This is a genomic window from Pseudomonas sp. PvP025 (assembly GCF_017832155.1).
In the GTDB taxonomy this organism is placed as follows: domain Bacteria; phylum Pseudomonadota; class Gammaproteobacteria; order Pseudomonadales; family Pseudomonadaceae; genus Aquipseudomonas.
Genome location: NZ_JAFIBJ010000001.1, coordinates 3659857 through 3683594, shown reverse-complemented (window position 1 = coordinate 3683594; position 23738 = coordinate 3659857). Strand labels below are relative to the sequence as shown.

Below are 23738 nucleotides of genomic sequence, written 5' to 3'. Positions count from 1 at the left end.
AACCCTGGCGGTATCAGTGCCCGTGGCTGCGGCCCACGTGTGAAGGCTCCGCTTCGCTGGCCTGCACACTCCCGCTTACCTCCAGCCGCTGCAGAATCCCGCATTCCGGGCCGCCGCCACAGCGCTGGCGCAGGTCGAGCAGCTGTTCCTGCAACGCCAGCAGCCCGTCGATCCGTGCTTTCACATGGTGGATGTGCTCATCAATCAACGCATTCACGTTTTCGCACTGATCCTGGGGGCTGTCGCGCAGGCCAAGCAGGCTGCGGATTTCTTCGAGGGTCATGTCCAGGCTGCGGCAGTTGCGGATGAAGATCAGCCGCTCGGTGTGCGCCTGGGTGTATACGCGGTAGTTGGCATCGGTGCGCGCCGGGGGCGGCAGCAGGCCTTCCTTCTCGTAGTAGCGGATAGTTTCCACCGCGCAGTCGGTGTGTTTGGCCAATTCGCCGATCTTCATTGCAGCAATCTCCAAATAGGTGCTTGACCCTATAGTGGCTACAGGGTCTTTACTTGGCAACAGGCACCTTATAAGGACGCGACAGAATGAGCGATTCTCTGCACACCCACGATCATGCACCCAAAAAACTCACGCCCGTGCACAACCATGGCGGCGCCTGCTGTTCCAGTGAGCCGGCGCCGTCGCGGGTGCAACTGAGCGAGGCACCCACGGCGGGCTCGCGCCTGAGCACCTTTCGTATCGAAGCGATGGACTGCCCCACCGAGCAGACGCTGATCCAGAACAAACTGGGCAAGCTGGCCGGCGTGCAGCAGCTGGAATTCAACCTGATCAACCGTATCCTCGGCGTCACCCATGACCTGCCGAGCACCGCGCCGATCGTCGAGGCGATCAAGTCCCTGGGGATGCAGGCCGATCCGATTGAAGAGGGCACGCCGGCCGCCGAGCCGCCGGCGAAAAAACACTGGTGGCCGCTGGCGTTGTCCGGCGTCGGTGCGCTGGGCGCCGAGGTGCTGCATTTTTCCGGCGTGGCGCCGACCTGGCTGATTGCGCTGGTGGCATTGGTTTCGATCCTCAGCGGCGGCCTCACCACCTACAAAAAGGGCTGGATCGCCCTGAAGAACCTCAACCTCAACATCAACGCGCTGATGAGCATCGCGGTGACCGGCGCCGTGTTGATCGGTCAGTGGCCGGAAGCGGCGATGGTGATGTTCCTGTTCACCGTGGCCGAGTTGATCGAAGCCAAGTCTCTGGACCGTGCGCGCAATGCCATCAGCGGCTTGATGCAGATGACTCCGGAGCAGGCGACGGTGCAGCAGGCGGACGGCAGCTGGGTCGAAAAGGAAGTCAAAGGTATCGATCTCGGCGCCATCGTGCGGGTTAAACCCGGCGAGCGCATTGGCCTGGACGGTGAAGTCACCGCCGGCCAGTCTACTATCGACCAGGCACCGATCACCGGTGAAAGCCTGCCCATTGAAAAGACCGTGGGCGACAAGGTCTTCGCCGGCACCATCAATCAGGCCGGCTCTCTGGAATACAAGGTGACGGCCGCGGCCAACAACTCCACGCTGGCGCGGATCATCCACGCCGTGGAACAGGCCCAGGGCGCCCGCGCGCCGACCCAACGCTTTGTCGACAGCTTTTCGAAGATCTACACCCCCGTGGTGTTCCTGTTTGCCCTGGGCGTGGCGATCATCCCGCCGTTGTTCATGGCCGGCGTCTGGGTCGACTGGATCTACCGTGCCCTGGTGCTGCTGGTGGTGGCCTGCCCCTGCGCGCTGGTGATTTCCACCCCGGTGACCATCGTCAGTGGCCTGGCGGCGGCGGCGCGCAAGGGTATCCTGATCAAGGGCGGCGTGTACCTGGAGGGCGGTTACAAACTCGACTACCTGGCCCTGGACAAGACCGGCACCATTACCCACGGCAAGCCGGCGCAAACCGATTACCTGGCGCTGTTCCCCACCGTCGAAGACAGCGCCCCCGCGCTTGCCGCCAGCCTGGCCGGGCGTTCCGATCACCCGGTGTCGCTGGCAATCGCTAATGCGGCTGTGGATAAGAAACTGCCGGTGCACGTTGTGGATAACTTCGAAGCTCTGGCCGGTCGCGGGGTGCGCGGCGATATCAATGGCCAGACCTACCACCTGGGCAACCATCGCCTGGTGGAAGACCTGGGCCTGTGCTCGCCCGAACTGGAAGAAAAGCTGTTCGCCCTGGAGAAACAAGGCAAGTCCGTGGTGCTGCTGCTCGACGCGTCCGGCCCGCTTGCGCTGTTCGCCGTGGCCGATACGGTGAAAGACAGCAGCCGCGAAGCCATCCGGCAATTGCACGAGCTGGGCATCAAGACCCTGATGCTCACCGGCGACAACACCTACACAGCGCAGGCGATTGCCGCCCAGGTCGGGATCGACCAGGCCCAGGGCGACCTGTTGCCCACCGACAAGCTGCAAGCCATCGAAACCCTCTACCAGCAGGGCCACCGCGTCGGCATGGTCGGCGACGGCATCAACGACGCCCCGGCCCTGGCCCGCGCCGAAATCGGCTTTGCCATGGCGGCAGCCGGCACCGACACCGCCATCGAAACCGCCGACGTCGCGCTGATGGACGATGACTTGCGCAAGATCCCGGCATTCATTCGTTTGTCGCGACAAACCTCGCGTATCCTCAAGCAGAACATCGCCCTGGCGCTGGTGATCAAGGCGATCTTCCTGGCCGTCACCTTCCTTGGCATGGCCACCATGTGGATGGCGGTGTTCGCCGACATGGGCGTGAGCCTGCTGGTGGTGTTCAATGGCCTGCGCCTGTTGCGCAAATAAACGATGAGGGGCGGGTGTGCTGAGTGCCGAGCTGAAAGCGTTTTTCATGGTCGCCCGCCTGGGCAGCATCACCCAGGCGGCAAAAAAGCTCGGCCTGAGCCAGCCCACCGTCACCACCCAGATCCGTCATCTGGAAAGCCAGTACGGCATTGAGCTGTTCTACCGTGGCGGGCGCCGCCTGACGGTCAGCGACGACGGCGCGCGGATGCTGCCGATGGTCAAGGCGCTGTTGCAGCAGGAAGCGGATATCGAGTTTTTCCTGCGCAACAACGGCCAGGTGCAGGGCGCGCTGAGAATTGCCGCCACGGCGCCGTACTACATTCTTGACCTGGTCAAAGCCTTCCGCGAGCGCCTGCCGCTGGTGGACGTGTCGGTGGAAATCGGCAACTCGCAGCAGGTGCTTGAAGCGCTGGATGACTACCGCGTCGACGTCGCCGCGTCTTCGCAGCTGCTGGAAGACCCACGGCTGATTCGTCGCGTATTGGGCAGCGACCCGCTGGTGCTGGCGGTGCATCGCAATCATCCGCTGGCTGCGCTCGATCATGTGCCGCTGACGGCGCTGGCCGGGCACACCTTGTTGATGCGCGAAGCAGGCTCCACCACGCGCCGACTGACCGAAGAAATGTTGCAGGGCGCTGGCGTGAGTTACGGCCCGCTGCTGGAAATCGGCAGCCGCGAATCGATCCGCGAGGCGGTGCTGCGCAATATCGGTATCAGCATCATTGCGCGACAGGAAGTGCCCCATGACCCGCAATTGCGCGTGCTGACCATCGAGAATGCGCCGCAGATTCCGGAGTATCTGTACTGCCTCAAGGAGAGGAAGGGCGCGCGCTTGCCGGCGGCGTTTCTGGGGTTGGCGCAGGAAATGTCGCCGCTCTGAGGTTTTGTGGTGGCCCAGACAACTCATTCCTTAAGCCCTACCCAAACCCACCAATACCACTATCACCGGGTTTTGCCTTCCTGCCACACCCGCGACGCATTGCCCCCCTAGCATGGCCTTCATCCGTTTGATGAGGTGCCCCCATGAACACAGCCCTGAACAACCCCGGTGCGCCGATGCGCGTGCGCGGTATCCAGAAACGCTTCGGTGCCTTCACCGCGCTGGACAACGTGTCCCTGGACGTCGCCGCCGGCGAGCTGGTGTGCCTGCTGGGCCCGTCCGGTTGCGGTAAGACCACCTTGCTGCGCTGCATCGCCGGCCTTGAGCGCCAGGACAGCGGTGAGCTTTACCTGGGCGAGCGCGACGTATCGCTGTTGCCGCCCCAGGCACGGGACTACGGCATTCTGTTCCAGTCCTACGCGCTGTTTCCCAACCTCACCGTCGAAGCGAACATCGGCTACGGCCTCACCGGCAGCGGCCGCGATGACGTGCGCCAGCGCGTCGGCCAGATGCTCGAACTGGTGGACCTGGTCGGCAGTGAAAAGAAATACCCCGGGCAACTCTCCGGCGGCCAGCAGCAACGCGTGGCCCTGGCCCGCGCCCTGGCCCCGGCGCCGTCGTTGCTGTTGCTGGACGAACCCATGTCGGCGCTCGACGCCCGGGTGCGCGAGCACCTGTGCACCGAGCTGCGCCAACTGCAACGGCGGCTGGGCGTCACCACGCTGATGGTCACCCATAACCAGGACGAAGCCATGTTGATGGCCGACCGCATTGCCGTGATGAACAACGGCAAGGTCGAGCAATACGCGACACCCCAGGCGATCTACGACCGTCCGGCCACGCCGTTCGTGGCCGAGTTTGTCGGCCAGGGCAACTGGCTGCCGTTCAGCCGCAACAGTGCCAGCCACGCTCAGGTCGGCGGGTTGAACATGCGCCTGGCCGACGACGCGGGCGTGGCCACCTCCGGGCGGCTGTTCTGCCGCCCGGAAGCCATCAGCGTCAACCCGCCTGTGCACGAAGAAAACCTGTTTCCGGCCAAGGTGCGCGAGATCACGTTCCTCGGCAACCGCTGCCGCATGAGCTTCGAGCTGGAGCACTTGCCCGGCCACCCGCTGCTGGCCGAACTGGCCCCGGAAGCCATGCCGCGCCTGGGCGCCCAGCACATTTGGGTGGCCCTGCCACCGCGCAGCCTGCAGGTGTTCGCCTGAGATGGCGGCGGTCATGACGTTACCGCGCCAGGTGTCCCGCGCTGAAATGGGCGACCGCCTGTTCGTGCTCGGCGGCAAGCTGGTGTGGTTGCTGCTGCTGGGCGTTGCGGTCCTGCTGCCATTGCTGGCGATCTTCTGGCGCGGCTTCAGCAGCGAGGCCGGGCAGGGCGGCGGGCTGGTAGCGGCGCGGGAACTGGTCACCAGCGACAACTTCCACTGGTTGCTGGGCAATAGCCTGAAAGTCTCCCTCAGCGTGGCGGCGATTGTCGTACCGCTGGCCTACCTGTTTGCCTACGCCCTGCAACGCACGTTGATCCCCGCCAAGCCGATCTGGCGCGGCCTGTCGTTGCTGCCGCTGATGGCCCCGTCGATGCTGCCGGGGATTGCGCTGGTCTACCTGTTCGGCAACCAGGGCCTGCTGCGCGGCTTGCTCGCGGACAATATCTACGGCTTCTGGGGGATCGTGCTGGGGGAGGTAATCTATACCTTCCCACACGCCCTGATGATTCTGCTCTCGGCGCTCTCGCTGGCGGATGCGCGGCTGTTCGATGCCGCATCCAGCATGGGCGCCAGCCCCGCCCGGGCGTTTCGCAGCATCACCTGGCCAGCCACGCGCCAGGCAGTGTTCGCGGCGTTCTGCCTGGTGTTTACCCTGACCATCACCGACTTCGGCGTGCCGGTGGTGGTGGGCGGTGATTATCAGGTGCTGGCGCTGGAAGCCTACAAAGCGGTGGTCGGCCAGCAACAGTTTGGGCGCGGCGCGTTGATCGGCATGGTGTTGCTGCTGCCGGCGCTGTTCAGCTTTGGCGTGGATACCTGGTTGCGCCGTCGCCATGGCGACGCCATGAGCGGCCGCGCCCAAGTCTTCCGGCCGGCGCCATCGCGGGCACGGGACGCCTGCTACCTGGCCATCGTGGTGCTGATCTGCGCCGCGCTGTTGCTGGTCTTCGGCATGGCGGTGTACTCCTCGCTGGTGAAATTCTGGCCGTACAACCTGTCGCTGTCGCTCAGTCACTACCAGTTCGAAGACACCGCCGGCGGCGGCTGGCTGGCCTATCGCAACAGCCTGATCCTGGCGCTGTGCAGCGCATTGATCGGCAGCGTGCTGATCTTCACCGGCGCTTACCTGATGGAAAAAACCAGGGGTCAGAAGGGCCTGAACCTGGCCCTGCGCCTGCTCAGCTTTGTGCCGATGGCGGTGCCGGGTCTGGTTTTGGGCCTGGGCTACGTGTTCTTTTTCAATCTCAACGGCAACCCGCTGCATGTGTTCTACGGGACCATGACCCTGCTGGTGGTGTGCACCATTGCGCATTATCTGACCACCGCGCAGATGACCGCCACCACTGCGCTGCGCCAGTTGGACGCCGAGTTCGAAGCCGCTGCGCTGTCCCTCAAGGCGCCGCTGTACCGCCATTATTTGCGCGTAACCGTGCCGATCTGCCTGCCGGCGCTGCTGGACATCGTGCGCTACCTGTTTGTGTCGGCGATGACCACCGTGTCCGCCGCCATCTTCCTCTACAGCCCCGACACCATCCTCGCCGCCGTCGCCGTGTTGAACATGGACGACGCCGGCAATGTGGGCGGCGCGGCGGCGATGTCGACCCTGATTCTGTTCACCTCAGGCAGCGTCTCGCTGTTGCTGGCGTGGGCCTCACGTGGCGCGTTGCGCCGCTCCCAAGCCTGGCGCCAAAGCGCGCCCGGCCAATAATCCTTGAAGGAGGTGTTCCATGTTCAAGCCCCTGACGCTGGTCGCTGCCGTCCTCACCGCATTCAGCCTGAATGCCTTCGCCAAGACCGAACTGACCGTGTACACGGCCCTCGAAGCCGAGCAGTTGAAGACCTACAAACAAGCCTTCGAAAAAGCCAACCCTGACGTCGAGATCAAATGGGTGCGCGACTCCACCGGCATCATCACCGCCAAGCTGCTGGCCGAAAAAGCCCGCCCGCAGGCTGACGTGGTGTGGGGACTGGCGGCATCGAGCCTGGCGATCCTCGATCAGCAGGGCATGCTTGAAAACTACGCGCCGAAGGATCTGGACAAGATCGGCAAAAACTACCGCGACGCCTCCAACCCTCCGGCCTGGGTCGGCATGGACGTGTGGGCGGCGACCATTTGCTTCAACACCGTTGAAGCCGAGAAACAGGGCCTGACCAAACCGGTGAGCTGGCAGGACCTGACCAAGCCCGAGTACAAGGGCAAGATCGTGATGCCCAACCCGGCGTCGTCCGGCACAGGCTTCCTCGACGTCAGCGCCTGGCTGCAAACTTTCGGCGAGAAGCAGGGCTGGCAGTACATGGACGACCTGCACCAGAACATCGGCCAATACGTTCACTCCGGCTCCAAGCCGTGCAAGCTGGCCGCTTCCGGGGAATTCCCGATTGGTATCTCGTTTGAATACCCGGCCGTGCAGTTGAAACGCCAGGGCGCGCCGCTGGACATCATCCTGCCCAAGGAAGGCCTGGGCTGGGACATTGAAGCCACCGCTGTGATGAAGGGCACCGCCCACGCCGACGCGGCCAAAAAGCTCGCCGACTTCTCCGCCAGCCCGGCGGCGATGGACCTGTACAAGGACAACTTTGCCGTGCTCGCCCAACCGGGCATCGCCAAACCGCAGACCGAATTGCCGGCGGACTACGAGCAGCGCCTGATCAAGAATGACTTTGCGTGGGCGTCGAAGAACCGCGACAGCATCCTCACCGAGTGGCGCAAGCGCTATGACGGCAAGTCGGAGAAGGTGGCGGGCCAGTAAGGTTTTCTTTAAGGCTGATGGCCTCATCGGGAGCAAGCCCCCTCCCACATTTGAATGTGTTCGCACAGCAACTGTGGCAGGGGGCTTGCTCCCGATAGCGGTCTCACATTCAGGGCATCACTCCATGACACAACACAGTGATCTGTTAATCGTCGGCGCCGGCATCCTCGGCCTGTCCCACGCCTACGCCGCCGCCAAGCGCGGCCTCAAGGTCAAGGTGTTCGAGCGCAGCGCCACGCCGTTGGGCGCCTCGGTGCGCAACTTCGGCCAGGCCCTGGTCACCGGGCAGCCGCCAGGCACGATGCTTGACCTGGCGCGCGAAAGCCGCGCCATCTGGGGCCACTGGGCCGAGGTTGCCGGGCTGCAACTCAAGCGCAATGGCGCGTACCTGTTCGCCCGCACCGAAGCCGAAGAGCACCTGCTCGAAGCCTTCTGCGCCGGGCGTGCCCGTGAATACGGCTACAACGTCGAGCTGTTGCAGGGCGCTGCGATGCGCGGCCTGTACGACGGCCAGTTCCGCCATCACCGCGCCGCGCTGCATGGCAAGGACGATCAGCAGCTATATTCGCGCGAAGCGATCCCGGCGCTGATCCACTACCTCCGCCAGGCGCTGAACGTGGAGTTTTATTTTTCCACGCTGGTGCGCGACGTCGAACCCGGCCAGTTGCACAGCACGGCGGGGAGTTTTCGCGGTGAGCAGATCATTGTCTGCTCCGGCCACGACTACCAGACCCTGTTGGCCGAGCCGATCGCCCAACTCAACCCGCATATCTGCCGCCTGCAAATGCTGCGCGCCCGGCCTGCGCGCAATCTGAACCTGCAACATGCCTTGCTCACGGGCCTCAGTTGTGTGCACTACGGCGCGTTTGCCGACTTGCCCGAAGCCGCGCCGGTGCAGGCGCAGATACTGCGCGAGGCGCCGCACCTGCATGAACACGGCATTCACCTGCTGATCAGCCCTACGCCCCATGGCGAACTGATCATCGGCGACTCCCACGACTACGGCAGCGATGCCTCGCCGTTCAATGCCGAGCAGGTCGACGACTGGCTGATCGAGCTGGCCGAGCAGACCCTGGGCTGCAAGGTCCAGGTGATCGAACGTTGGCAGGGCGTCTATGGCTCGCGGGGGCCGGGTCCGTTTTCATTCCTGCGCACGGCACCGGGCGTAAGCGCGGCATTGATGCACACCGGCGTGGGCATGAGCGTGGGCCCGGCGCTTGGCGAGCGCAATATCACCACGTTGTGGGGGGAGGCGTGATGGACCGGGAGCAGGCGATAGCCGAGGTATTCGGCCTGTACGAGCAGCACGGCACGGCGGATTACATCGGCGAGCCGGTGTCGCAGCTCGAGCACATGTCCCAGGCCGCGCAACTGGCGATGGCCGAGGGTTTTGACGATGAAGTGGTGCTGGCGGCGTTCTTCCACGATATCGGCCACTTGTGCGGGCAGGGCGGCGAGAACATGGGCGGTTATGGCGTGCTCAGCCATGAGCGACTGGGCGCGGACTACCTGCGCCGTGCCGGTTTCAGCGAACGCCTGGCCCGGCTGGTGGAATACCACGTGCAGGCCAAGCGTTACCTCACCTTCAGTCAGCCGGGTTATTACGCGCGGCTAAGCGAAGCCAGCCGGCGCACCCTGGCTTATCAGGGCGGCGTGATGAGCGCCGAAGAGGCGCTGGCCTTTGAACAGGACCCGCTCTGCGCGTTTAGCCTGCGCCTGCGTCATTGGGACGAGCAGGCTAAAGCCGTGCAGGTGCCGGTACTCGACCTCGACCTGCTCAAGGTCAAGGCACGGCAGGTGTTGGCGGGCTAGGGCTCGTCCAGTCGCCCTGCCAGGGCTTCGACCTGTTCGTGGCGTTCGGCCTGGCTCAGTCTTGCGCCGGGGTTGAGGGACGACCATTGCGGGTAGGCGCGGGCCTTGTGCAGTGCGTCCGGCAGCTTGCCTTCGCGCCAGGTTTTGTCCTGGGGCGTGTCGACCTTGATGCTGTGCACCGCCGCATGGCCGCGCAGGTTCAGGGCCTTGAGCAACTGGCGCTGGCGCAACGCGATCAGACGCAGCACGCTGTCGTCGACGGTCAGTTCGCGCTGGCCCTTGATCTTGCCCAGCAGGCGGCTGCCGTAGCTGCGTGCGGTTTGCAGCGCGCCGCCGGCAATTGCGCCGGCAAGCGCGGCGGCGCCGAGGGTCAGGCCACCGACCAGTAAATCCACGCCAGCACCCGCTGCTGCGCCGGCAGCGATCCCGCCGCCGACGCGCACGCCCAATTGCTTGAGGGTTTGCGGGTTGAACAGGTCATCACCCCAGCGCCCGTCCAGCAGTGGCAGGTCGCTGGCGGCGGCGTCCTGGGGGCGGAAGCCGAACAGCTTGAGCAACGCCTCCACGCATTTTTGTTCGCGCTGGCGCACGGCTTTGCGCAGATCGCCGACGGCTTGCTGCTCATCTTCGGTCACCACGCTGCGTCGGCATGCGGCGCAATCAATCAACAGCTCGGCGATCAAGCGGGCGGCGCTTTGCTGGCGGGCCTGGCGTTGGGCGTCCTGGTCGAGAATCAAGCGTTCCAGTTGTGGTCGAGCGTTTTCCAGCAGCAGGGCCAGGCTTTCGTACAGGCGGCGTTCACCGTCTTCGGGCGGCGCCACGCTGTCGAAACGCACCAGCGCATGCAGGCCGAGGCGCGCCAGGGCTTCGCGCCAGTCGGGCTCGCGGTGCTCGCTGCTGCTGACAAAATTGAGCACCGGCAGCAACGGTTTGCCGCAACTGGCCAGCACCTGCAGCTCATCGCGGTACTTGGCCAGCACCGGCTCGCGGGCGTCAATCACATACAGGCCAGCGTCCGAGGCCAGCAGTTGGCGCAGCACCTTGGCCTCCTGTTCGAAACGCTGGCGCGCTTCGCTGCCGTCGAGGAAGCGGGCCAGACGCGCCGGGCCATCGAGGCGTTCGCCGGGGCGATCGAGGCGTTCCAGATAGTCGAGCAGGGCGATGGCATCTTCCAGGCCAGGCGTGTCGTACAGCTCCAGCAAGGCTTCGCCATCCACCGACAGGCGCGCGCCTTCCACATGCCGCGTGGTGCTGGGGCGATGGGAGACCTCGCCGAACCCCACGTCACGGGTGAGGGTGCGCAGCAGCGAGGTCTTGCCCACGTTGGTGTGGCCGACCACGGCGAGTGTCAGCGGTTTAGTCATGACCGGTCTCCAGCCAGTTCAGTGGCGCGCTGTCGGCGAAGGGCAGTTCCAGCTGTTGCAGCGCGCTGTGCCAATCGCCCAGGCGCTCGGCGTCCAACGCCTGGCCGGGCGGCGCTTGCAGCAGCCACACGCGGGTGGCGGTGGCACTGCGCGCCAGTTCAGCGATCAGCGCCAGGCTGCCACGATCCGGCGAGCGGCGCGGGTCGCAGGCGATGGCCAGGCGTGCGGGCGGAAAGCGCGTGAGTTGTTCCAACAGCGTGTTGCGCGATTCGCGGCTGTCGAGGATGCCAGCGTGCTTTACGTTGGCGGGCAGTTTCGGCGGCCAGCTGCGCTGATCGTCCAGTTCGATGGCCACCAGCAGCGCGCCGTCGCTCGCCAGGTCGCTGATGCCGCCGGTGATGTGATGCAGCTGTTGCGGCGCGGCATCGTTGACCCCAAGGCGCTCGCTGCTCGGCATCAGCCGCTCGCGCAGTTGACTGTAGCCGGGCAGGTTGAGGTCCAGGCTCAGGGCGGCGCGCCCGTGTTTCCAGCGCCACAGGCACAGCAAAGCGAGGACCAGTCTTGGCAGCACGCCGTACACCAGCAACACACCGACCAGCCAGGCAGCCCAGGCCTGGCGGGCGCTTTCGATATTCAGCGCGGCGTCGCCGCTGGCGCGGATCATCTCGACGTTCGGTACGTTGAAACCGAGCGCGGCGGGCGCGGCGCCAAGGGCCTGGGTCACGGCGACAAAGCTGTCGGCACTGAGGATGGTGGTTTCCCACACGAAGCCGTAGCGGCGAGTGGCGAGCAGTGTCAGCACAATCACCAGGGCGCTGAGCAGGGCAAGCAGCCACAGGCTGTTGACCAGCACGCCGACTGCCCAGCGATTGAGTTTGCGGCGTTGCAACAGCAGCAACAAGGCGGGCGCCAGTTGGGCGGCCCTGGCATCGCGTGCAAGTTTTTCGCTGAGCCACAGCCACAGGCGCCCGAGGCTGGCGCTGTGTTCGCCGGCAAACAAAAGGCCCAGTGCCCAGCTCATCAACAGGATCAGGTTCAAGCCGAGCAGGCTGCCCAGGGCCCAAAACACATTCACGGGTACAAGGCCGTTACCCAGCGCGGCAAACCCCAGGCCGGCGCCGCTGATCACGGCCACGATGGCCAGCAACACCAGCGCCAGACGCGCGCCTTGCAGCCAGCGGGTGAGGGCGGCGCTCAGCCCGTCGCGCTCGGCCAGGTGCAGGGCGCGGTGCACAATACGTGTCGGCAGGTCGCCACCGGCCGCGCGGGCCAGGCGGTTGGCTTCGAGGTCTTCCAGGGGGCCGGCGTGTTCTTCGCGCAGGCGCACGGCTTCCGTCAGCCAAAGTTTTTGCAGGGGGGTCAGTGCTGTCACGCGCGGTCCTGTTGAACAAGTGAGCCTGGAGCATAACCGCAGTCTGGCGGGTCTGGTATTCTCGTCGCCATGAAAAAAACTCTCCCTTTAAGCCTGATCGCAGCCCTCGGTGAAAACCGCGTGATCGGCGTCGACAACAGCATGCCCTGGCACTTGCCGGGGGATTTCAAATATTTCAAGGCCACCACCCTGGGCAAGCCGATCATCATGGGGCGCAAGACCTGGGATTCCCTGGGCCGACCGTTGCCGGGGCGTTTGAACCTGGTGGTCAGCCGTCAGACCGACTTGGCACTCGAAGGTGCGCAAGTTTTTCCGTCGCTGGAAGCGGCGGTGCAGTGCGCTGAACAATGGGCGCTGGCGCAAGGTGTGGACGAGCTGATGCTGATCGGCGGCGCGCAATTGTATGCGCAGGGGCTGGAACAGGCAGATCGGCTTTATCTGACGCGAGTGGCGCTGAGCCCGGAGGGGGATGCGTGGTTTCCCGAGTTTGATCGCAGCCAGTGGACGCTGGTGTCGACTGTCGAGAATGCGGCTGAGGGGGAAAAGCCGGCGTACAACTTCGAAGTGTGGGAAAAAGCCTGACCTGGGGGCGATAAGCCTGACTTGCAAAAAAAGGCTTCTTGCGCCACCGTAATGACTAATGTCTTTACAGTGAGGGCTGCCTGATGGCCTCTATCAACGTACGTATCGATGACGAACTGAAGGCTCGTGCTTATCACGAGCTGGAAAAGCTCGGCGTCACCCCATCGGAATTAATGCGTCAAGCCTTGCAGTACGTAGCAGAGCGTGGCCAATTACCGTTCAAACCAGTCCTTATGACCGAAGAGGATGAAGCATTATTGGCAACCGTTCGGGAGCGGCTGGCAGTACCGCAGCGAGTAAAGGTTTCGTTGGATGACCTATGAACTCGAGTTTGATGCACGCGCTTTGAAGGAGTGGCACAAACTGGGGGATACCGTTCGTCAGCAGTTTAAAAAGAAGTTGGTTGAAATATTGATCAATCCACGCATTGAGGCCAGCCGTCTGCATGGTTTGCCCGATTGCTACAAAATCAAGCTCCGCAGCAGCGGCTATCGATTGGTCTATCAAGTGATAGATCGGGAGATCACGGTGTTCGTGGTGGCTGTAGATAGGCGTGAGCGTGATGAGGTTTACCGAAAAGCGGCTGATCGTTTGAGCTAGCAGGGAGTGATGAACTCCCTGCCAGCTTATTTCGTCAGGCCTGCGCTAACTCCGCATGCTCATCGGCCTCCAGCAAGGCCTTATCCGTCTGCCCCATGATCTGGCTGGTAATCGCGCCGGCCGTCATTGAGCCGTTCACGTTCAGCGCCGTGCGGCCCATGTCGATCAGCGGTTCCACGGAAATCAGCAGCGCCACCAGTGACACCGGCAAGCCCATCGCCGGCAATACGATCAACGCGGCAAAGGTCGCGCCGCCGCCCACGCCAGCCACACCGGCCGAACTCAAGGTCACAATCGCCACCAGGGTTGCGATCCACAGCGGGTCCAGCGGGTTGATGCCCACGGTTGGCGCAACCATTACCGCCAGCATCGCCGGGTAGAGACCGGCGCAGCCGTTCTGGCCGATGGTCGCGCCGAACGAGGCGGCGAAGCCGGCGATGGATTGCGGGATGCCCAGGCGACGGGTCTGCGCTTCAATGCTCAGCGGAATCGCCGTCGCGCTGGAGCGGCTGGTGAAGGCAAAGGTCAGCACCGGCCACACCTTGCGGAAAAACCGCAGCGGGTTGACCCCGGCCAGCGACAGCAGCACGCCGTGCACCACAAACATCAGGCCCAGGGCCAGGTACGACACCACGACGAAGCTGCCGAGCTTGATGATGTCCTGCAGGTTGGAGCTGGCGACCACCTTGGTCATCAGCGCCAATACACCATACGGCGTCAGTTTCATCACCAGGCGCACCAGGCGCATCACCCAGGCTTGCAGGGTGTCGATGGCGTTGACGACCTTGCGGCCTTTTTCCACGTCGTCCTTGAGCAGTTGCAGCGCGGCAACCCCGAGGAACGCGGCGAAGATCACCACACTGATGATCGACGTTGGCTTGGCCCGGGCCAGGTCGGCGAACGGGTTGGCCGGCACGAACGACAACAGCAATTGCGGGATATTCAGGTCAGCGACCTTGCCCGCGTAATCGCTCTGGATCACTTGCAGGCGCGCCATTTCCTGGGTGCCGGCCACCAGCCCTTCGGCGGTGAGGCCGAACAGGTTGGTCAGGCCGATGCCGATCAATGCCGCAATTGCCGTGGTGAACAGCAGCGTACCGATGGTCAGGAAGCTGATCTTGCCCAGGGACGAAGCGTTATGCAGGCGCGCCACGGCACTGAGGATCGAGGCGAACACCAGCGGGATCACGATCATTTGCAGCAGTTGCACGTAGCCGTTGCCGACCAGGTCGAACCAGCCGATCGAGGCCTTGAGCACAGGGTGCCCGGCGCCGTAGATGGCGTGCAATACCACACCGAACGCAACGCCGAGCGCCAAGGCAAACAGCACCTTTTTCGCCAGGCTCCAGTTCGTGCGACGGGTTTGTGCCAGGCCCAGCAGCAGGGCCACGAACACCAGCAAGTTGAGGATCAGGGGCAGATTCATTGAAGCTCCAATGAGAAGGCAGCCAATCGCGAGAGCCTGCGATTGCGAACCGGGAAGGCTAACACCTTGAAATATATTGATTTAATACCGATATGGAATGGTGACTGTCGTTTTTGGAATAAGCATGTGACGTTCAGGCGTATGTGTCTGCCGCAATCACGATGTGCACGGTCGTGCACGACATGGGAACTGTCACAGGGATTTGTTAGGGTCGGTGTCTTTCACTCAGGGAACCAACGCCTATGAAGCTCGCGCCGAAACTTCTTGCCGCCGCACTTTGCCTCGGTCTCGCCAGTCAGGCGTTCGCCGCCACCGAGTTGAAACACTGGCCTGCGCCGGCCGCCAAGCAATTGAATGAAATGATCGCGGCCAACGCCAACAAGGGTAACTACGCGGTCTTCGACATGGACAACACCAGCTACCGTTACGACCTCGAAGAGTCCCTGCTGCCCTACATGGAAAACAAGGGGCTGATTACGCGTGACAGTCTCGACCCCTCGCTCAAGCTGATGCCGTTCAAAGACACCGCCGAGCACAAGGAAAGCCTGTTCAGTTACTACTATCGTCTGTGCGAAGTGGACGACATGGTCTGCTACCCGTGGGTGGCCCAGGTGTTCTCCGGCTTCACCCTCAAGGAGCTGAAGGTGCAGGTGGATGAGCTGATGGCGTCCGGCAAACCGGTGCCGGTCAGCTATTTCGAAGGCGACGTGGTGAAGAAATCCGAGGTGCAGCCGCCGAAGGTCTTCACCGGCCAGGCCGAGCTGTACAACAAGCTGATGGAAAACGGCATCGAGGTGTACGTGATGACTGCCGCGTCCGAGGAGCTGGTGCGCATGGTCGCGGCCGATCCGAAGTACGGCTACAACGTCAAACCCGAAAACGTTATCGGCGTGAGCACCCTGCTCAAGGACCGCAAGACCGGCGAGCTGACCACCGCACGTAAACAGATCGCCGCCGGCAAGTATGACGAGAAGGCCAACCTTGGCCTGGAACTCACCCCTTACCTGTGGACCCCGGCGACCTGGATGGCCGGCAAGCACGCGGCGATCCTCACCTACATCGACGAATGGAAAAAACCGGTGATCGTCGGCGGCGACACACCGACCAGCGATGGCTACATGCTGTTTCACGACGTGGACGTGGCCAAGGGCGGCATCCACCTGTGGATCAACCGCAAGGACAAATACATGACCCAACTGAACGGCATGATGGCCAAGCACGCAGCGGCGCAGGCCAAGGAAGGGTTGCCGGTGACGGCAGACAAGAACTGGGTGATCGTCAAGCCTGACGAGATTCAGTAATTCCGGGTGTACACAGGCAACTGTGGGAGGGAGCAAGCCCCCTCCCACATGTTTGATCCTCATTGCCCGGGGACTTTCTCCAGGCAAAAAAATGCCCCGCACCTGGCGGGGCATTTTTTTGGGCGAGCTTACAGGCCGTCGAGCATCGCCTTGTTACGCACCGCGCCCTTGTCGGCACTGGTGGCCAACAGCGCGTAAGCCTTCAAGGCGGTGGTGACTTTGCGCGGACGCTTCTCCACCGGCTTCCAACCCTTCTTGTCCTGCTCGACCCGGCGTGCCGCCAGTTCTTCATCGCTGACCAACAGGTTGATCGAGCGGTTCGGAATGTCGATCAGCACCTTGTCGCCATCCTGCACCAGGCCAATCGCGCCGCCGGCAGCAGCTTCCGGTGAAGCGTGGCCGATGGACAGGCCCGAGGTGCCGCCGGAGAAACGGCCGTCGGTGAGCAGGGCGCAGGCTTTGCCCAGGCCCTTTGATTTCAGATAGGACGTGGGGTAGAGCATCTCCTGCATGCCTGGGCCGCCTTTCGGGCCTTCGTAGCGGATGATCACGATATCGCCTTCCTTCACTTCGTCAGCGAGGATGCCACGTACCGAGCTGTCCTGGCTTTCGTAGATCCTGGCGCGACCTTCGAACACATGGATCGACTCATCCACGCCGGCGGTTTTCACCACGCATCCGTCGACGGCGATGTTGCCGTACAGCACGGCCAGGCCGCCTTCCAGGGAATAGGCGTGCTCGACGCTGCGAATGCAGCCGTTTTCACGGTCGTCGTCCAGGGTGTCCCAACGGGTCGACTGGCTGAACGCGGTCTGCGTGGGGATACCCGCCGGGCCGGCCTTGAAGAAGTGATGCACCGCTTCGTCGTCCGTCTGGGTGATGTCCCATTTGGCGATGCCTTCGGCCAGGGATTTGCTGTGCACGGTCGGCAGGTCGGTGTGCAGCAGGCCGCCACGGGCCAGGGAGCCGAGGATCGAAAAGATCCCGCCGGCGCGGTGCACGTCTTCCATGTGGTACTTCTGGATGTTCGGCGCGACCTTGCACAACTGCGGCACGTGGCGGGACAGACGGTCGATGTCGCGCAGGTCGAAATCGATCTCGGCCTCTTGAGCGGCGGCCAGCAAGTGCAGGATGGTGTTGGTGGAACCGCCCATGGCGATGTCCAGGGTCATGGCGTTTTCGAACGCCTTGAAGTTGGCGATGTTGCGCGGCAATACCGACTCATCGTTCTCGGTGTAGTAACGCTTGCACAGCTCGACGATGGTACGGCCGGCCTGCAGGAACAACTGCTCGCGGTCGCTGTGGGTGGCCAGTGTCGAACCGTTGCCCGGCAAGGCCAGGCCCAGGGCTTCGACCAGACAGTTCATCGAGTTGGCGGTGAACATGCCAGAGCACGAACCGCAAGTCGGGCAGGCACTGCGTTCGTATTCCGCGACCTTCTCGTCAGAGGCGCTGGAATCGGCGGCGATGACCATGGCGTCCACCAGGTCGAGGCCGTGGGAAGCGAGTTTGGTCTTGCCGGCTTCCATCGGGCCGCCGGACACAAAGATCACCGGAATGTTGAGGCGCAGGGCGGCCATCAGCATGCCAGGGGTGATCTTGTCGCAGTTGGAGATGCACACGATGGCGTCTGCGCAGTGGGCGTTGACCATGTATTCGACGGAGTCGGCGATGATCTCGCGGCTCGGCAGCGAATAGAGCATGCCGTCATGGCCCATGGCGATGCCGTCGTCCACGGCGATGGTGTTGAATTCTTTCGCTACACCGCCGGCGCGTTCGATTTCGCGGGCGACTAATTGGCCCAGGTCCTTGAGGTGCACGTGGCCGGGCACGAACTGGGTAAAGGAGTTGGCAATCGCGATGATCGGCTTCTTGAAGTCGTCATCCTTCATCCCCGTGGCACGCCACAGTGCGCGCGCGCCGGCCATGTTGCGGCCATGGGTGGATGTTTTCGAGCGGTAATCTGGCATGGAGCACTCCGGGCGGCTAATCAGGTTCTTGAGGGGAGTGAGCTTCTATGGACGTCTGACACACTCAGAAAATGGCTGTGTGCGCAAAAGTTGCCTCTCGCGTTGCGGGATCGCCGCATGCTGGGCCTTGAGCTCATAAACCCGCCGGGGGATGACTGGCGATGAATAGCGCCGATTCTACACCGCTGGGGGTTTGAGGGAATGGCCCGGATGTGAAGATAGCGGCTACAGGACGTGCGGACGATCACGGATCAGCGCGTTCAAGCCGAGCCCGACGGCGCTGAGGATTAAGAAGCAGAGGGCGAGGGCCGTGGTCAGGTTGGCGCTGGCCAGGTTGACCACCAGGCTGATCAGGCCGCCGCACATGAAAATCAGCAGGCTGCCGGCGGAGGTCGCTGTGCCGGCGAGCTGCGGGTAGAGCGTCATGGCCCTGGAGTTGGCGATGGGGCGACAAATGGTAGTGCCGGCGGTGCAGATCAGCATGGGGATTAAAACTGCGGCGGCAGACAGGCCCCATTGCCAGGCCAGCCAGAGCATGACCAGTCCCGAAAAAGCGATCAGCAACAGGCCTGCGTTGATCTGCCTGTCGCCGGTCATCCTGCGGTGCAGGATGCTGGCCATGACGCCGCCCAATACGTAAGCCGCGCCGTACAGCAGTAGTGCCCAGGCGAACTGATAGGCCGAGAGGTTCAGGCGCTCCATGAAGATCACGGGTGACATGACGATAAACGAGAAATGGCAGGCAAAAGCCAGGGCGGAAATCAGCCAATAGCCGACGAAACGAAAGTCGGAAAACAGCAGCCAATAGCCGCTGAAAAACTGCCGCAATGAAGGGCGATGAGTGCTGCGCGAGTCGTGCATCAGGCGTGCAGACCAGAGCCATACCGCAGTGGCGAGCATGATGAAGACATAAAAACTCGCCTCCCAGCCGCCGTAAAGTTGTAGCCAGGTGCCCATCAGCGGCGAGCTGGAGATGAAAATCCCGCCGGCGGTGGTCATCCATATTCGAATTCGCTCCAGCTCCCGGCCCGCAAACACGTCCTGGATCAGCGCCTGCGACAAGGCGAACGCCCCGCATCCCACCGCTTGAAGCACGCGAAAGCCGACAAACCAGCCGAACGTCGGGGCCAGCAAGCAACCCACTGCGCCGGCTGCTGACACAGCGATGCCGATCAACAACAGTTTTTTGCGACCGAACATGTCGGACAACGGCCCGATCAACAGCAGCGAAACGGCCAGGCCCAGGGCGAAAATGCTCACTGATTGAGCAACCTCGGAAGGTGTTGTGTGAAATTGACTGGACAGCGCGGGGAAGGAGGGGAGTACCACGTCGAGTGGGAAGACCGCGAGCAGTGTCATGGTCATCAGTAGCGTGACGAAGGATGTTTTTTGCGTAGTTGATGCGAGTGCAGACATGGGGGTTTTCCGGTTTAAAACCAGAGACCGATAGTAGTCTGCGAAAAATCGAATTCAATCAAAACCGGGTGGGAAGCTTCCCTGATTCGCGTAGTGCGCAGCCGTAAGAAAAATCTTCATGGCGCCACATAAGCAGATGTGGGAGCGGTTTGCTCCCACATTTGATCTGCGTTCTATCAGCTGTTAGGCAGCAACCGGCACGTAATGCTCTTGATATACCGCGTCTCGACAATCGCCGGGTGCACCGGGTGGTCCGGGCCCTGGCCGCCGCGTTCGAGCATCTGGATGTTGCGGTCCAGGTGGCGGGCGCTGGTAAGCAGGATGTTTTGCAGGTCGTCTTCCGGCAGGTGCATGGAGCACGAGGCGCTGACGAGGATGCCGTCCTTGCTGAGCAGGCGCATGGCTTGCTCGTTCAGGCGGCGGTAGGCGCCTTCGCCGTTTTTCATGTCTTTTTTGCGTTTGATGAAGGCCGGTGGGTCGGCGACGATTACGTCGAAGCGTTCTTCGCTGGCTTTGAGTTCTTTCAACGCCTCAAAGACGTCGCCTTCGATGCAGGTCATCTTCTCCGCAACGCCGTTCAGCGCAGCGTTGCGCTCCACGCCGTCGAGGGCGAAAGACGAGGCGTCGACGCAGAACACCTCGCTGGCGCCGAACGCGGCCGCTTGCACGCCCCAGCCGCCGATGTAGCTGTACAGGTCGAGTACGCGTTTGCCCTTGGCATACGGGGCCAGGCGGGCGCGGTTCATGCGGTGGTCGTAGAACCAGCCGGTCTTCTGGCCCTGGATTACCGGGGCTTCGAATTTCACGCCGTTTTCTTCCAGCGCCACCCACTCCGGCACCAGGCCGAACACGGTTTCGACGTAGCGGTTAAGGCCTTCGGCGTCGCGCGCGGCGGAGTCGTTCTTGAACAGGATGCCGCTGGGCTTGAGCACTTGGGTCAGCGCGGCAATTACGTCTTCTTTGTGGGCTTCCATGGTCGCTGACGCGATCTGCACCACCAGAATGTCGCCGAAACGGTCGACCACCAAACCTGGCAGCAGGTCGGAATCGCCGTAGACCAGGCGGTAAAACGGCTTGTCGAACAGGCGATCACGCAGGGACAGGGCGACGTTGATGCGGTGCACCAGCAGGGATTTGTCCAAAGGCAACTTGATGTCACGGGACAGCAGGCGGGCGCAGATCAGGTTGTTGGGGCTCATGGCCACGATGCCCAGGGTCTTGCCGCCGGCCGCTTCGAGGATGGCCTGGTCGCCTGCCTGGAAGCCGTTGAGTGGGGTGGCGGCCACGTCGATTTCGTTGCTGTAGACCCACAGGTGGCCGTTGCGCAAACGACGATCGGCGTTGGCTTTGAGACGCAGGCTTGGCAGGGACATGACGTCGCTCCGGAAAAAAGAGCGGGAGTATACCGTGTTGTGTAGGAACTCGCCCCGCCGCCGGACATGTGGGAGCGGTTTCAGTTCGGTATTTGGGTGTCGGCGAAGTCTTCATAAAGGTTAGAATCGCCGCCTAGCCCAGAGTATGTACTTATGTCCCAAGAGCTTTCCGCCGAGCAGATCCAGCAGGCCCTGCAAGGTATCAGCGTACCGCCCCAACCGCAGATCATGGTGGATTTGCAGATGGAGCAGTACATGCCCGATCCGGACCTGGGCGTCATCGCCCGGTTGATCGCCCAGGACCCTGGCCTGTCCGGCGCGTTGCTGAAAATCGTCAACTCGCCGTATTACGGCCTGAGCAACAAGATCGCCTCGATCCAGCGCGCGGTGAACCTGCTGGGCAGCCGCTCGATCATCAACCTGATCAATGCGCAGTCGATCAAGGGCGAGATGAGCGATGACACCATCGTCACCCTCAATCGCTTCTGGGACACCGCCCAGGACGTGGCCATGACCTGCCTCACCCTGGCCAAGCGCACCGGCTCGCAGACCGTCGATGAAGCCTACGCCCTGGGCTTGTTTCACGATTGCGGCGTGCCGCTGATGCTCAAGCGCTTCCCCGACTACATGACGGTGCTCGAGCAGGCCTACGCCAATGCCGGCCCCGACTGTCGGGTGGTCGACACCGAGAACAACGCGTTCAACACCAACCATGCGGTGGTCGGCTACTACACCGCCAAGTCCTGGCGCCTGCCGGAGCATGTGACCGACGCTATCGCCAATCACCATAACGCCCTGGCGATTTTCAGCGATGAGTCGTCGCGCACTCCGCAGCTTAAAAACCTGCTGGCGATCCTGAAGATGGCCGAGCACATCTGTTCCTCTCACCGCGTGCTGGGCGGTCAGGCAGAAGACCATGAGTGGAATGCCATCGGTCACCTGGTGCTCGATTACGTCGGCCTGTCGGACTACGACTTTGAAAGCATGAAGTTGTCGATCCGCGAGTTGGGCGCGAACTGACCCGTCAGCCAAGAGGTACACATGCCCGAGTTACCCGAAGTCGAAACCACCCGTCGCGGGATTGCGCCGCACCTGGAAGGCCAGCGCGTCAGTCGCGTGGTGGTGCGCGAACGGCGCCTGCGCTGGCCGATCCCGGAGGACCTGGATGTGCGCCTGTCCGGGCAGCGCATCGTGGGGGTGGAGCGGCGGGCCAAGTACCTGTTGATCAATGCCGAAGTGGGCACGCTGATCAGCCATCTGGGCATGTCGGGCAACCTGCGCATGGTTGAAATCGGGCTGCCGGCGGCCAAGCATGAGCATGTGGATATCGAGCTGGAATCGGGCCTGGCGCTGCGCTACACCGACCCGCGCCGTTTCGGCGCCATGCTCTGGAGCCAGGACCCGCACAACCACGCGTTGCTGCTGAGCCTGGGGCCGGAGCCGTTGACCGACCTGTTTGACGGCGAGCGGCTGTTCCAGATGTCCCGTGGGCGGTCGATGGCGATCAAACCGTTCATCATGGACAACGCGGTGGTGGTGGGCGTGGGCAATATCTATGCGACCGAAGCGCTGTTTGCGGCGGGGATCGATCCGCGTCGGGCGGCGGGCGGTATTTCGCGGGCGCGTTATTTGAAGCTGGCGATCGAGATCAAGCGGGTGCTGGCGGCTGCCATCGAGCGCGGCGGCACCACGTTGCGCGACTTTATTGGCGGTGACGGGCAGCCGGGGTATTTCCAGCAGGAGCTGTTCGCCTACGGCCGGGGCGGCGAGGCGTGCAAGGTGTGCGGGACCGAGTTGCGCAATGTGCTGCTGGGGCAGCGGGCGAGTGTGTTTTGCCCCAGGTGTCAGCGCTGATTGCCGGGTGATGGCTGAGATTGCCATCGGGAGCAAGCCCCCTCCCACATTGGGTCGCCTTCAACTCGGTCCAGTGTGGGAGACGGCTTGCTCCCGATGAGGCCCAGCAGGGCAACCCAACTGTTCAGGCCTTGCCGGTAATCAACCGGTACTTCTCCATCAACTGCTCTTCAGTTTCAGGGTGGGCCTCATCCAGCGGAATGCAATCCACCGGGCACACCTGCTGGCACTGCGGTTCGTCGTAGTGGCCGACGCACTGGGTGCACAGGTTGGGGTCGATCACGTAGATCTCTTCGCCCTGGGAAATCGCAGCGTTCGGGCACTCGGGTTCGCAGACGTCGCAATTGATGCAATCGTCGGTGATGATCAGGGACATGGAAACTCCTGCCAGGGCTGTCAGCCAAGGCAACTGAAAACGACTAATGCGCGCAATTGTGCCGCATTGGCGCCCGCAGTGCGAGCGCACATGACCTGCGGCAATAGGCGAGAGACGCCTGGCAGCCCCTACTTCTTGAAGCGCAGTGTCAGCGCATCCGCCACGGCGGGGTGAACGAACTTGTTGATATCTCCGCCCAGCGCGGCGATTTCCCGCACCAGCGTCGACGAAATGAACGAGTAACGCTCCGAAGGCGTGAGGAACAGGCTCTCGACGTCCGGTGCCAGTTGGCGGTTCATGTTGGCCAGCTGGAATTCGTATTCGAAATCCGACACCGCGCGCAGGCCTCGCAGGAACACATTGGCGTTCTGCTCCTTGGCGAAATGCGCCAGTAACGTCGAAAAGCCCACCACTTCGACGTTGGGCAGGTGCCGGGTGACCTCACGCGCCAGTTCCACGCGCTGCTCCAGGGGAAACAGCGGGTTTTTCTTGGGGCTGGCAGCGACCGCGATGATCACATGGTCGAACAGGCGAGAGGCGCGCTCGACCAGATCGCCATGGCCTTTGGTAATCGGGTCGAAGGTTCCTGGATACAACACTCGGTTCATCGCGTCGTCCTGGCGGAGTCCGTTGGGGAACCGGATGGTATCGCAGCCATCCCGGTCGGGAAAGTCAACTTATGTAGATA

Annotated in this window: 22 protein-coding genes; 13 read left to right on the top strand and 9 right to left on the bottom strand. The window is 62.9% G+C overall.

Translation table 11 applies throughout. From position 1 onward, the window contains the following. Positions 1-13: 13 nt before the first annotated feature. The gene (gene cadR / locus JOE32_RS15915) at positions 14-454 is read right to left on the bottom strand and encodes a Cd(II)/Pb(II)-responsive transcriptional regulator (RefSeq protein WP_209986031.1); all 441 of its coding nucleotides are present in this window, start codon (positions 452-454) and stop codon (positions 14-16) included. Positions 455-540: 86 nt separating this feature from the next. Between cadR and JOE32_RS15910 the strand changes: the two genes are divergently transcribed. The 7 genes from JOE32_RS15910 (at position 541) to JOE32_RS15880 (ending at position 9416) form a co-directional block, all read left to right on the top strand. Beyond that, on the top strand, positions 541-2766 hold the full coding sequence (locus tag JOE32_RS15910; RefSeq protein WP_209986027.1) for a heavy metal translocating P-type ATPase: 2226 nt from the start codon (positions 541-543) through the stop codon (positions 2764-2766). Positions 2767-2782: 16 nt separating this feature from the next. After that, positions 2783-3646, top strand: coding sequence for a LysR family transcriptional regulator (locus JOE32_RS15905; protein ID WP_209986024.1), 864 nt, complete (start codon positions 2783-2785; stop codon positions 3644-3646). 143 nt (positions 3647-3789) lie between these two features. Next, positions 3790-4854: a putative 2-aminoethylphosphonate ABC transporter ATP-binding protein gene (locus JOE32_RS15900; protein WP_209986022.1), complete on the top strand. Its 1065-nt coding sequence runs from the start codon at positions 3790-3792 to the stop codon at positions 4852-4854. 1 nt (position 4855) lies between these two features. Beyond that, positions 4856-6562: a putative 2-aminoethylphosphonate ABC transporter permease subunit gene (locus tag JOE32_RS15895; RefSeq protein ID WP_209986018.1), complete on the top strand. Its 1707-nt coding sequence runs from the start codon at positions 4856-4858 to the stop codon at positions 6560-6562. 19 nt (positions 6563-6581) lie between these two features. Beyond that, a complete protein-coding gene (locus JOE32_RS15890; protein ID WP_209986015.1) occupies positions 6582-7604 on the top strand; it encodes a putative 2-aminoethylphosphonate ABC transporter substrate-binding protein in 1023 nt (340 codons plus the stop codon). 124 nt (positions 7605-7728) lie between these two features. Further along, positions 7729-8862: a TIGR03364 family FAD-dependent oxidoreductase gene (locus JOE32_RS15885; RefSeq protein ID WP_209986013.1), complete on the top strand. Its 1134-nt coding sequence runs from the start codon at positions 7729-7731 to the stop codon at positions 8860-8862. Then, the gene (locus JOE32_RS15880) at positions 8862-9416 is read left to right on the top strand and encodes a phosphonate degradation HD-domain oxygenase (protein WP_209986011.1); all 555 of its coding nucleotides are present in this window, start codon (positions 8862-8864) and stop codon (positions 9414-9416) included. The genes JOE32_RS15885 and JOE32_RS15880 overlap by 1 nt, the downstream gene beginning before the upstream one ends. On the opposite strand, the gene JOE32_RS15875 is transcribed toward JOE32_RS15880, so the two are convergent. Further along, the gene (locus JOE32_RS15875; protein WP_209986009.1) at positions 9413-10780 is read right to left on the bottom strand and encodes a DUF3482 domain-containing protein; all 1368 of its coding nucleotides are present in this window, start codon (positions 10778-10780) and stop codon (positions 9413-9415) included. The two genes, JOE32_RS15880 and JOE32_RS15875, sit on opposite strands and share 4 nt — an antisense overlap. Next, a complete protein-coding gene (locus JOE32_RS15870) occupies positions 10773-12152 on the bottom strand; it encodes a DUF2868 domain-containing protein (protein WP_209986008.1) in 1380 nt (459 codons plus the stop codon). Before JOE32_RS15870 ends, JOE32_RS15875 begins: the two co-directional genes overlap by 8 nt. A 69-nt stretch (positions 12153-12221) precedes the next feature. On the opposite strand from JOE32_RS15870, the gene JOE32_RS15865 reads away from it, so the two are divergent. The 3 genes from JOE32_RS15865 to JOE32_RS15855 all read left to right on the top strand — a co-directional run bounded on the left by JOE32_RS15865 (position 12222) and on the right by JOE32_RS15855 (position 13334). Beyond that, positions 12222-12734: a dihydrofolate reductase gene (locus JOE32_RS15865; RefSeq protein ID WP_209986006.1), complete on the top strand. Its 513-nt coding sequence runs from the start codon at positions 12222-12224 to the stop codon at positions 12732-12734. Positions 12735-12817: 83 nt separating this feature from the next. Continuing rightward, a complete protein-coding gene (locus JOE32_RS15860; RefSeq protein ID WP_209986004.1) occupies positions 12818-13057 on the top strand; it encodes a type II toxin-antitoxin system RelB/DinJ family antitoxin in 240 nt (79 codons plus the stop codon). Beyond that, on the top strand, positions 13047-13334 hold the full coding sequence (locus JOE32_RS15855) for a type II toxin-antitoxin system RelE/ParE family toxin (RefSeq protein WP_209986002.1): 288 nt from the start codon (positions 13047-13049) through the stop codon (positions 13332-13334). The genes JOE32_RS15860 and JOE32_RS15855 overlap by 11 nt, the downstream gene beginning before the upstream one ends. Positions 13335-13368: 34 nt before the next feature. On the opposite strand, the gene JOE32_RS15850 is transcribed toward JOE32_RS15855, so the two are convergent. Continuing rightward, a complete protein-coding gene (locus JOE32_RS15850) occupies positions 13369-14760 on the bottom strand; it encodes an L-cystine transporter (protein ID WP_209986000.1) in 1392 nt (463 codons plus the stop codon). Between the two features lie 242 nt (positions 14761-15002). On the opposite strand from JOE32_RS15850, the gene JOE32_RS15845 reads away from it, so the two are divergent. Then, complete coding sequence (locus JOE32_RS15845; RefSeq protein WP_209985998.1) at positions 15003-16061, top strand: haloacid dehalogenase-like hydrolase; 1059 nt, start codon at positions 15003-15005, stop codon at positions 16059-16061. Positions 16062-16189: 128 nt separating this feature from the next. On the opposite strand, the gene ilvD is transcribed toward JOE32_RS15845, so the two are convergent. The 3 genes from ilvD to JOE32_RS15830 form a co-directional block, all read right to left on the bottom strand. Further along, positions 16190-18031, bottom strand: coding sequence for a dihydroxy-acid dehydratase (ilvD, locus tag JOE32_RS15840; RefSeq protein WP_209985995.1), 1842 nt, complete (start codon positions 18029-18031; stop codon positions 16190-16192). A gap of 225 nt (positions 18032-18256) precedes the next feature. Then, the gene (locus JOE32_RS15835) at positions 18257-19447 is read right to left on the bottom strand and encodes an MFS transporter (protein WP_209985992.1); all 1191 of its coding nucleotides are present in this window, start codon (positions 19445-19447) and stop codon (positions 18257-18259) included. Between the two features lie 176 nt (positions 19448-19623). Next, a complete protein-coding gene (locus JOE32_RS15830; RefSeq protein ID WP_209985989.1) occupies positions 19624-20820 on the bottom strand; it encodes a class I SAM-dependent rRNA methyltransferase in 1197 nt (398 codons plus the stop codon). 153 nt (positions 20821-20973) lie between these two features. Between JOE32_RS15830 and JOE32_RS15825 the strand changes: the two genes are divergently transcribed. Together JOE32_RS15825 and mutM are read left to right on the top strand one after the other, a co-directional pair. Continuing rightward, positions 20974-21840 (top strand): HDOD domain-containing protein, encoded by an 867-nt coding sequence (locus JOE32_RS15825; protein WP_209985986.1) that lies wholly within the window; start codon positions 20974-20976, stop codon positions 21838-21840. A 21-nt stretch (positions 21841-21861) separates the two neighbouring features. Continuing rightward, the gene (mutM, locus tag JOE32_RS15820; RefSeq protein ID WP_209985983.1) at positions 21862-22674 is read left to right on the top strand and encodes a bifunctional DNA-formamidopyrimidine glycosylase/DNA-(apurinic or apyrimidinic site) lyase; all 813 of its coding nucleotides are present in this window, start codon (positions 21862-21864) and stop codon (positions 22672-22674) included. A 124-nt stretch (positions 22675-22798) separates the two neighbouring features. On the opposite strand, the gene JOE32_RS15815 is transcribed toward mutM, so the two are convergent. Continuing rightward, positions 22799-23050, bottom strand: coding sequence for a YfhL family 4Fe-4S dicluster ferredoxin (locus JOE32_RS15815; protein WP_003213796.1), 252 nt, complete (start codon positions 23048-23050; stop codon positions 22799-22801). 128 nt (positions 23051-23178) lie between these two features. Then, a complete protein-coding gene (gene coaD, locus JOE32_RS15810) occupies positions 23179-23658 on the bottom strand; it encodes a pantetheine-phosphate adenylyltransferase (protein ID WP_150760277.1) in 480 nt (159 codons plus the stop codon). Positions 23659-23738 lie beyond the last annotated feature (80 nt).

What these genes read in the sequence shown, in the direction of transcription:
- cadR (WP_209986031.1), bottom strand. Translation starts at nt 454, where the DNA reads ATGAAGATCGGCGAATTGGCCAAACACACCGACTGCGCGGTGGAAACT.
- JOE32_RS15910 (WP_209986027.1), top strand. Translation starts at nt 541, where the DNA reads ATGAGCGATTCTCTGCACACCCACGATCATGCACCCAAAAAACTCACG.
- JOE32_RS15900 (WP_209986022.1), top strand. Translation starts at nt 3,790, where the DNA reads ATGAACACAGCCCTGAACAACCCCGGTGCGCCGATGCGCGTGCGCGGT.
- JOE32_RS15895 (WP_209986018.1), top strand. Translation starts at nt 4,856, where the DNA reads ATGGCGGCGGTCATGACGTTACCGCGCCAGGTGTCCCGCGCTGAAATG.
- JOE32_RS15890 (WP_209986015.1), top strand. Translation starts at nt 6,582, where the DNA reads ATGTTCAAGCCCCTGACGCTGGTCGCTGCCGTCCTCACCGCATTCAGC.
- JOE32_RS15885 (WP_209986013.1), top strand. Translation starts at nt 7,729, where the DNA reads ATGACACAACACAGTGATCTGTTAATCGTCGGCGCCGGCATCCTCGGC.
- JOE32_RS15880 (WP_209986011.1), top strand. Translation starts at nt 8,862, where the DNA reads ATGGACCGGGAGCAGGCGATAGCCGAGGTATTCGGCCTGTACGAGCAG.
- JOE32_RS15875 (WP_209986009.1), bottom strand. Translation starts at nt 10,780, where the DNA reads ATGACTAAACCGCTGACACTCGCCGTGGTCGGCCACACCAACGTGGGC.
- JOE32_RS15865 (WP_209986006.1), top strand. Translation starts at nt 12,222, where the DNA reads ATGAAAAAAACTCTCCCTTTAAGCCTGATCGCAGCCCTCGGTGAAAAC.
- JOE32_RS15860 (WP_209986004.1), top strand. Translation starts at nt 12,818, where the DNA reads ATGGCCTCTATCAACGTACGTATCGATGACGAACTGAAGGCTCGTGCT.
- JOE32_RS15855 (WP_209986002.1), top strand. Translation starts at nt 13,047, where the DNA reads ATGACCTATGAACTCGAGTTTGATGCACGCGCTTTGAAGGAGTGGCAC.
- JOE32_RS15850 (WP_209986000.1), bottom strand. Translation starts at nt 14,760, where the DNA reads ATGAATCTGCCCCTGATCCTCAACTTGCTGGTGTTCGTGGCCCTGCTG.
- JOE32_RS15845 (WP_209985998.1), top strand. Translation starts at nt 15,003, where the DNA reads ATGAAGCTCGCGCCGAAACTTCTTGCCGCCGCACTTTGCCTCGGTCTC.
- ilvD (WP_209985995.1), bottom strand. Translation starts at nt 18,031, where the DNA reads ATGCCAGATTACCGCTCGAAAACATCCACCCATGGCCGCAACATGGCC.
- JOE32_RS15835 (WP_209985992.1), bottom strand. Translation starts at nt 19,447, where the DNA reads ATGTCTGCACTCGCATCAACTACGCAAAAAACATCCTTCGTCACGCTA.
- JOE32_RS15830 (WP_209985989.1), bottom strand. Translation starts at nt 20,820, where the DNA reads ATGTCCCTGCCAAGCCTGCGTCTCAAAGCCAACGCCGATCGTCGTTTG.
- JOE32_RS15825 (WP_209985986.1), top strand. Translation starts at nt 20,974, where the DNA reads ATGTCCCAAGAGCTTTCCGCCGAGCAGATCCAGCAGGCCCTGCAAGGT.
- mutM (WP_209985983.1), top strand. Translation starts at nt 21,862, where the DNA reads ATGCCCGAGTTACCCGAAGTCGAAACCACCCGTCGCGGGATTGCGCCG.
- JOE32_RS15815 (WP_003213796.1), bottom strand. Translation starts at nt 23,050, where the DNA reads ATGTCCCTGATCATCACCGACGATTGCATCAATTGCGACGTCTGCGAA.
- coaD (WP_150760277.1), bottom strand. Translation starts at nt 23,658, where the DNA reads ATGAACCGAGTGTTGTATCCAGGAACCTTCGACCCGATTACCAAAGGC.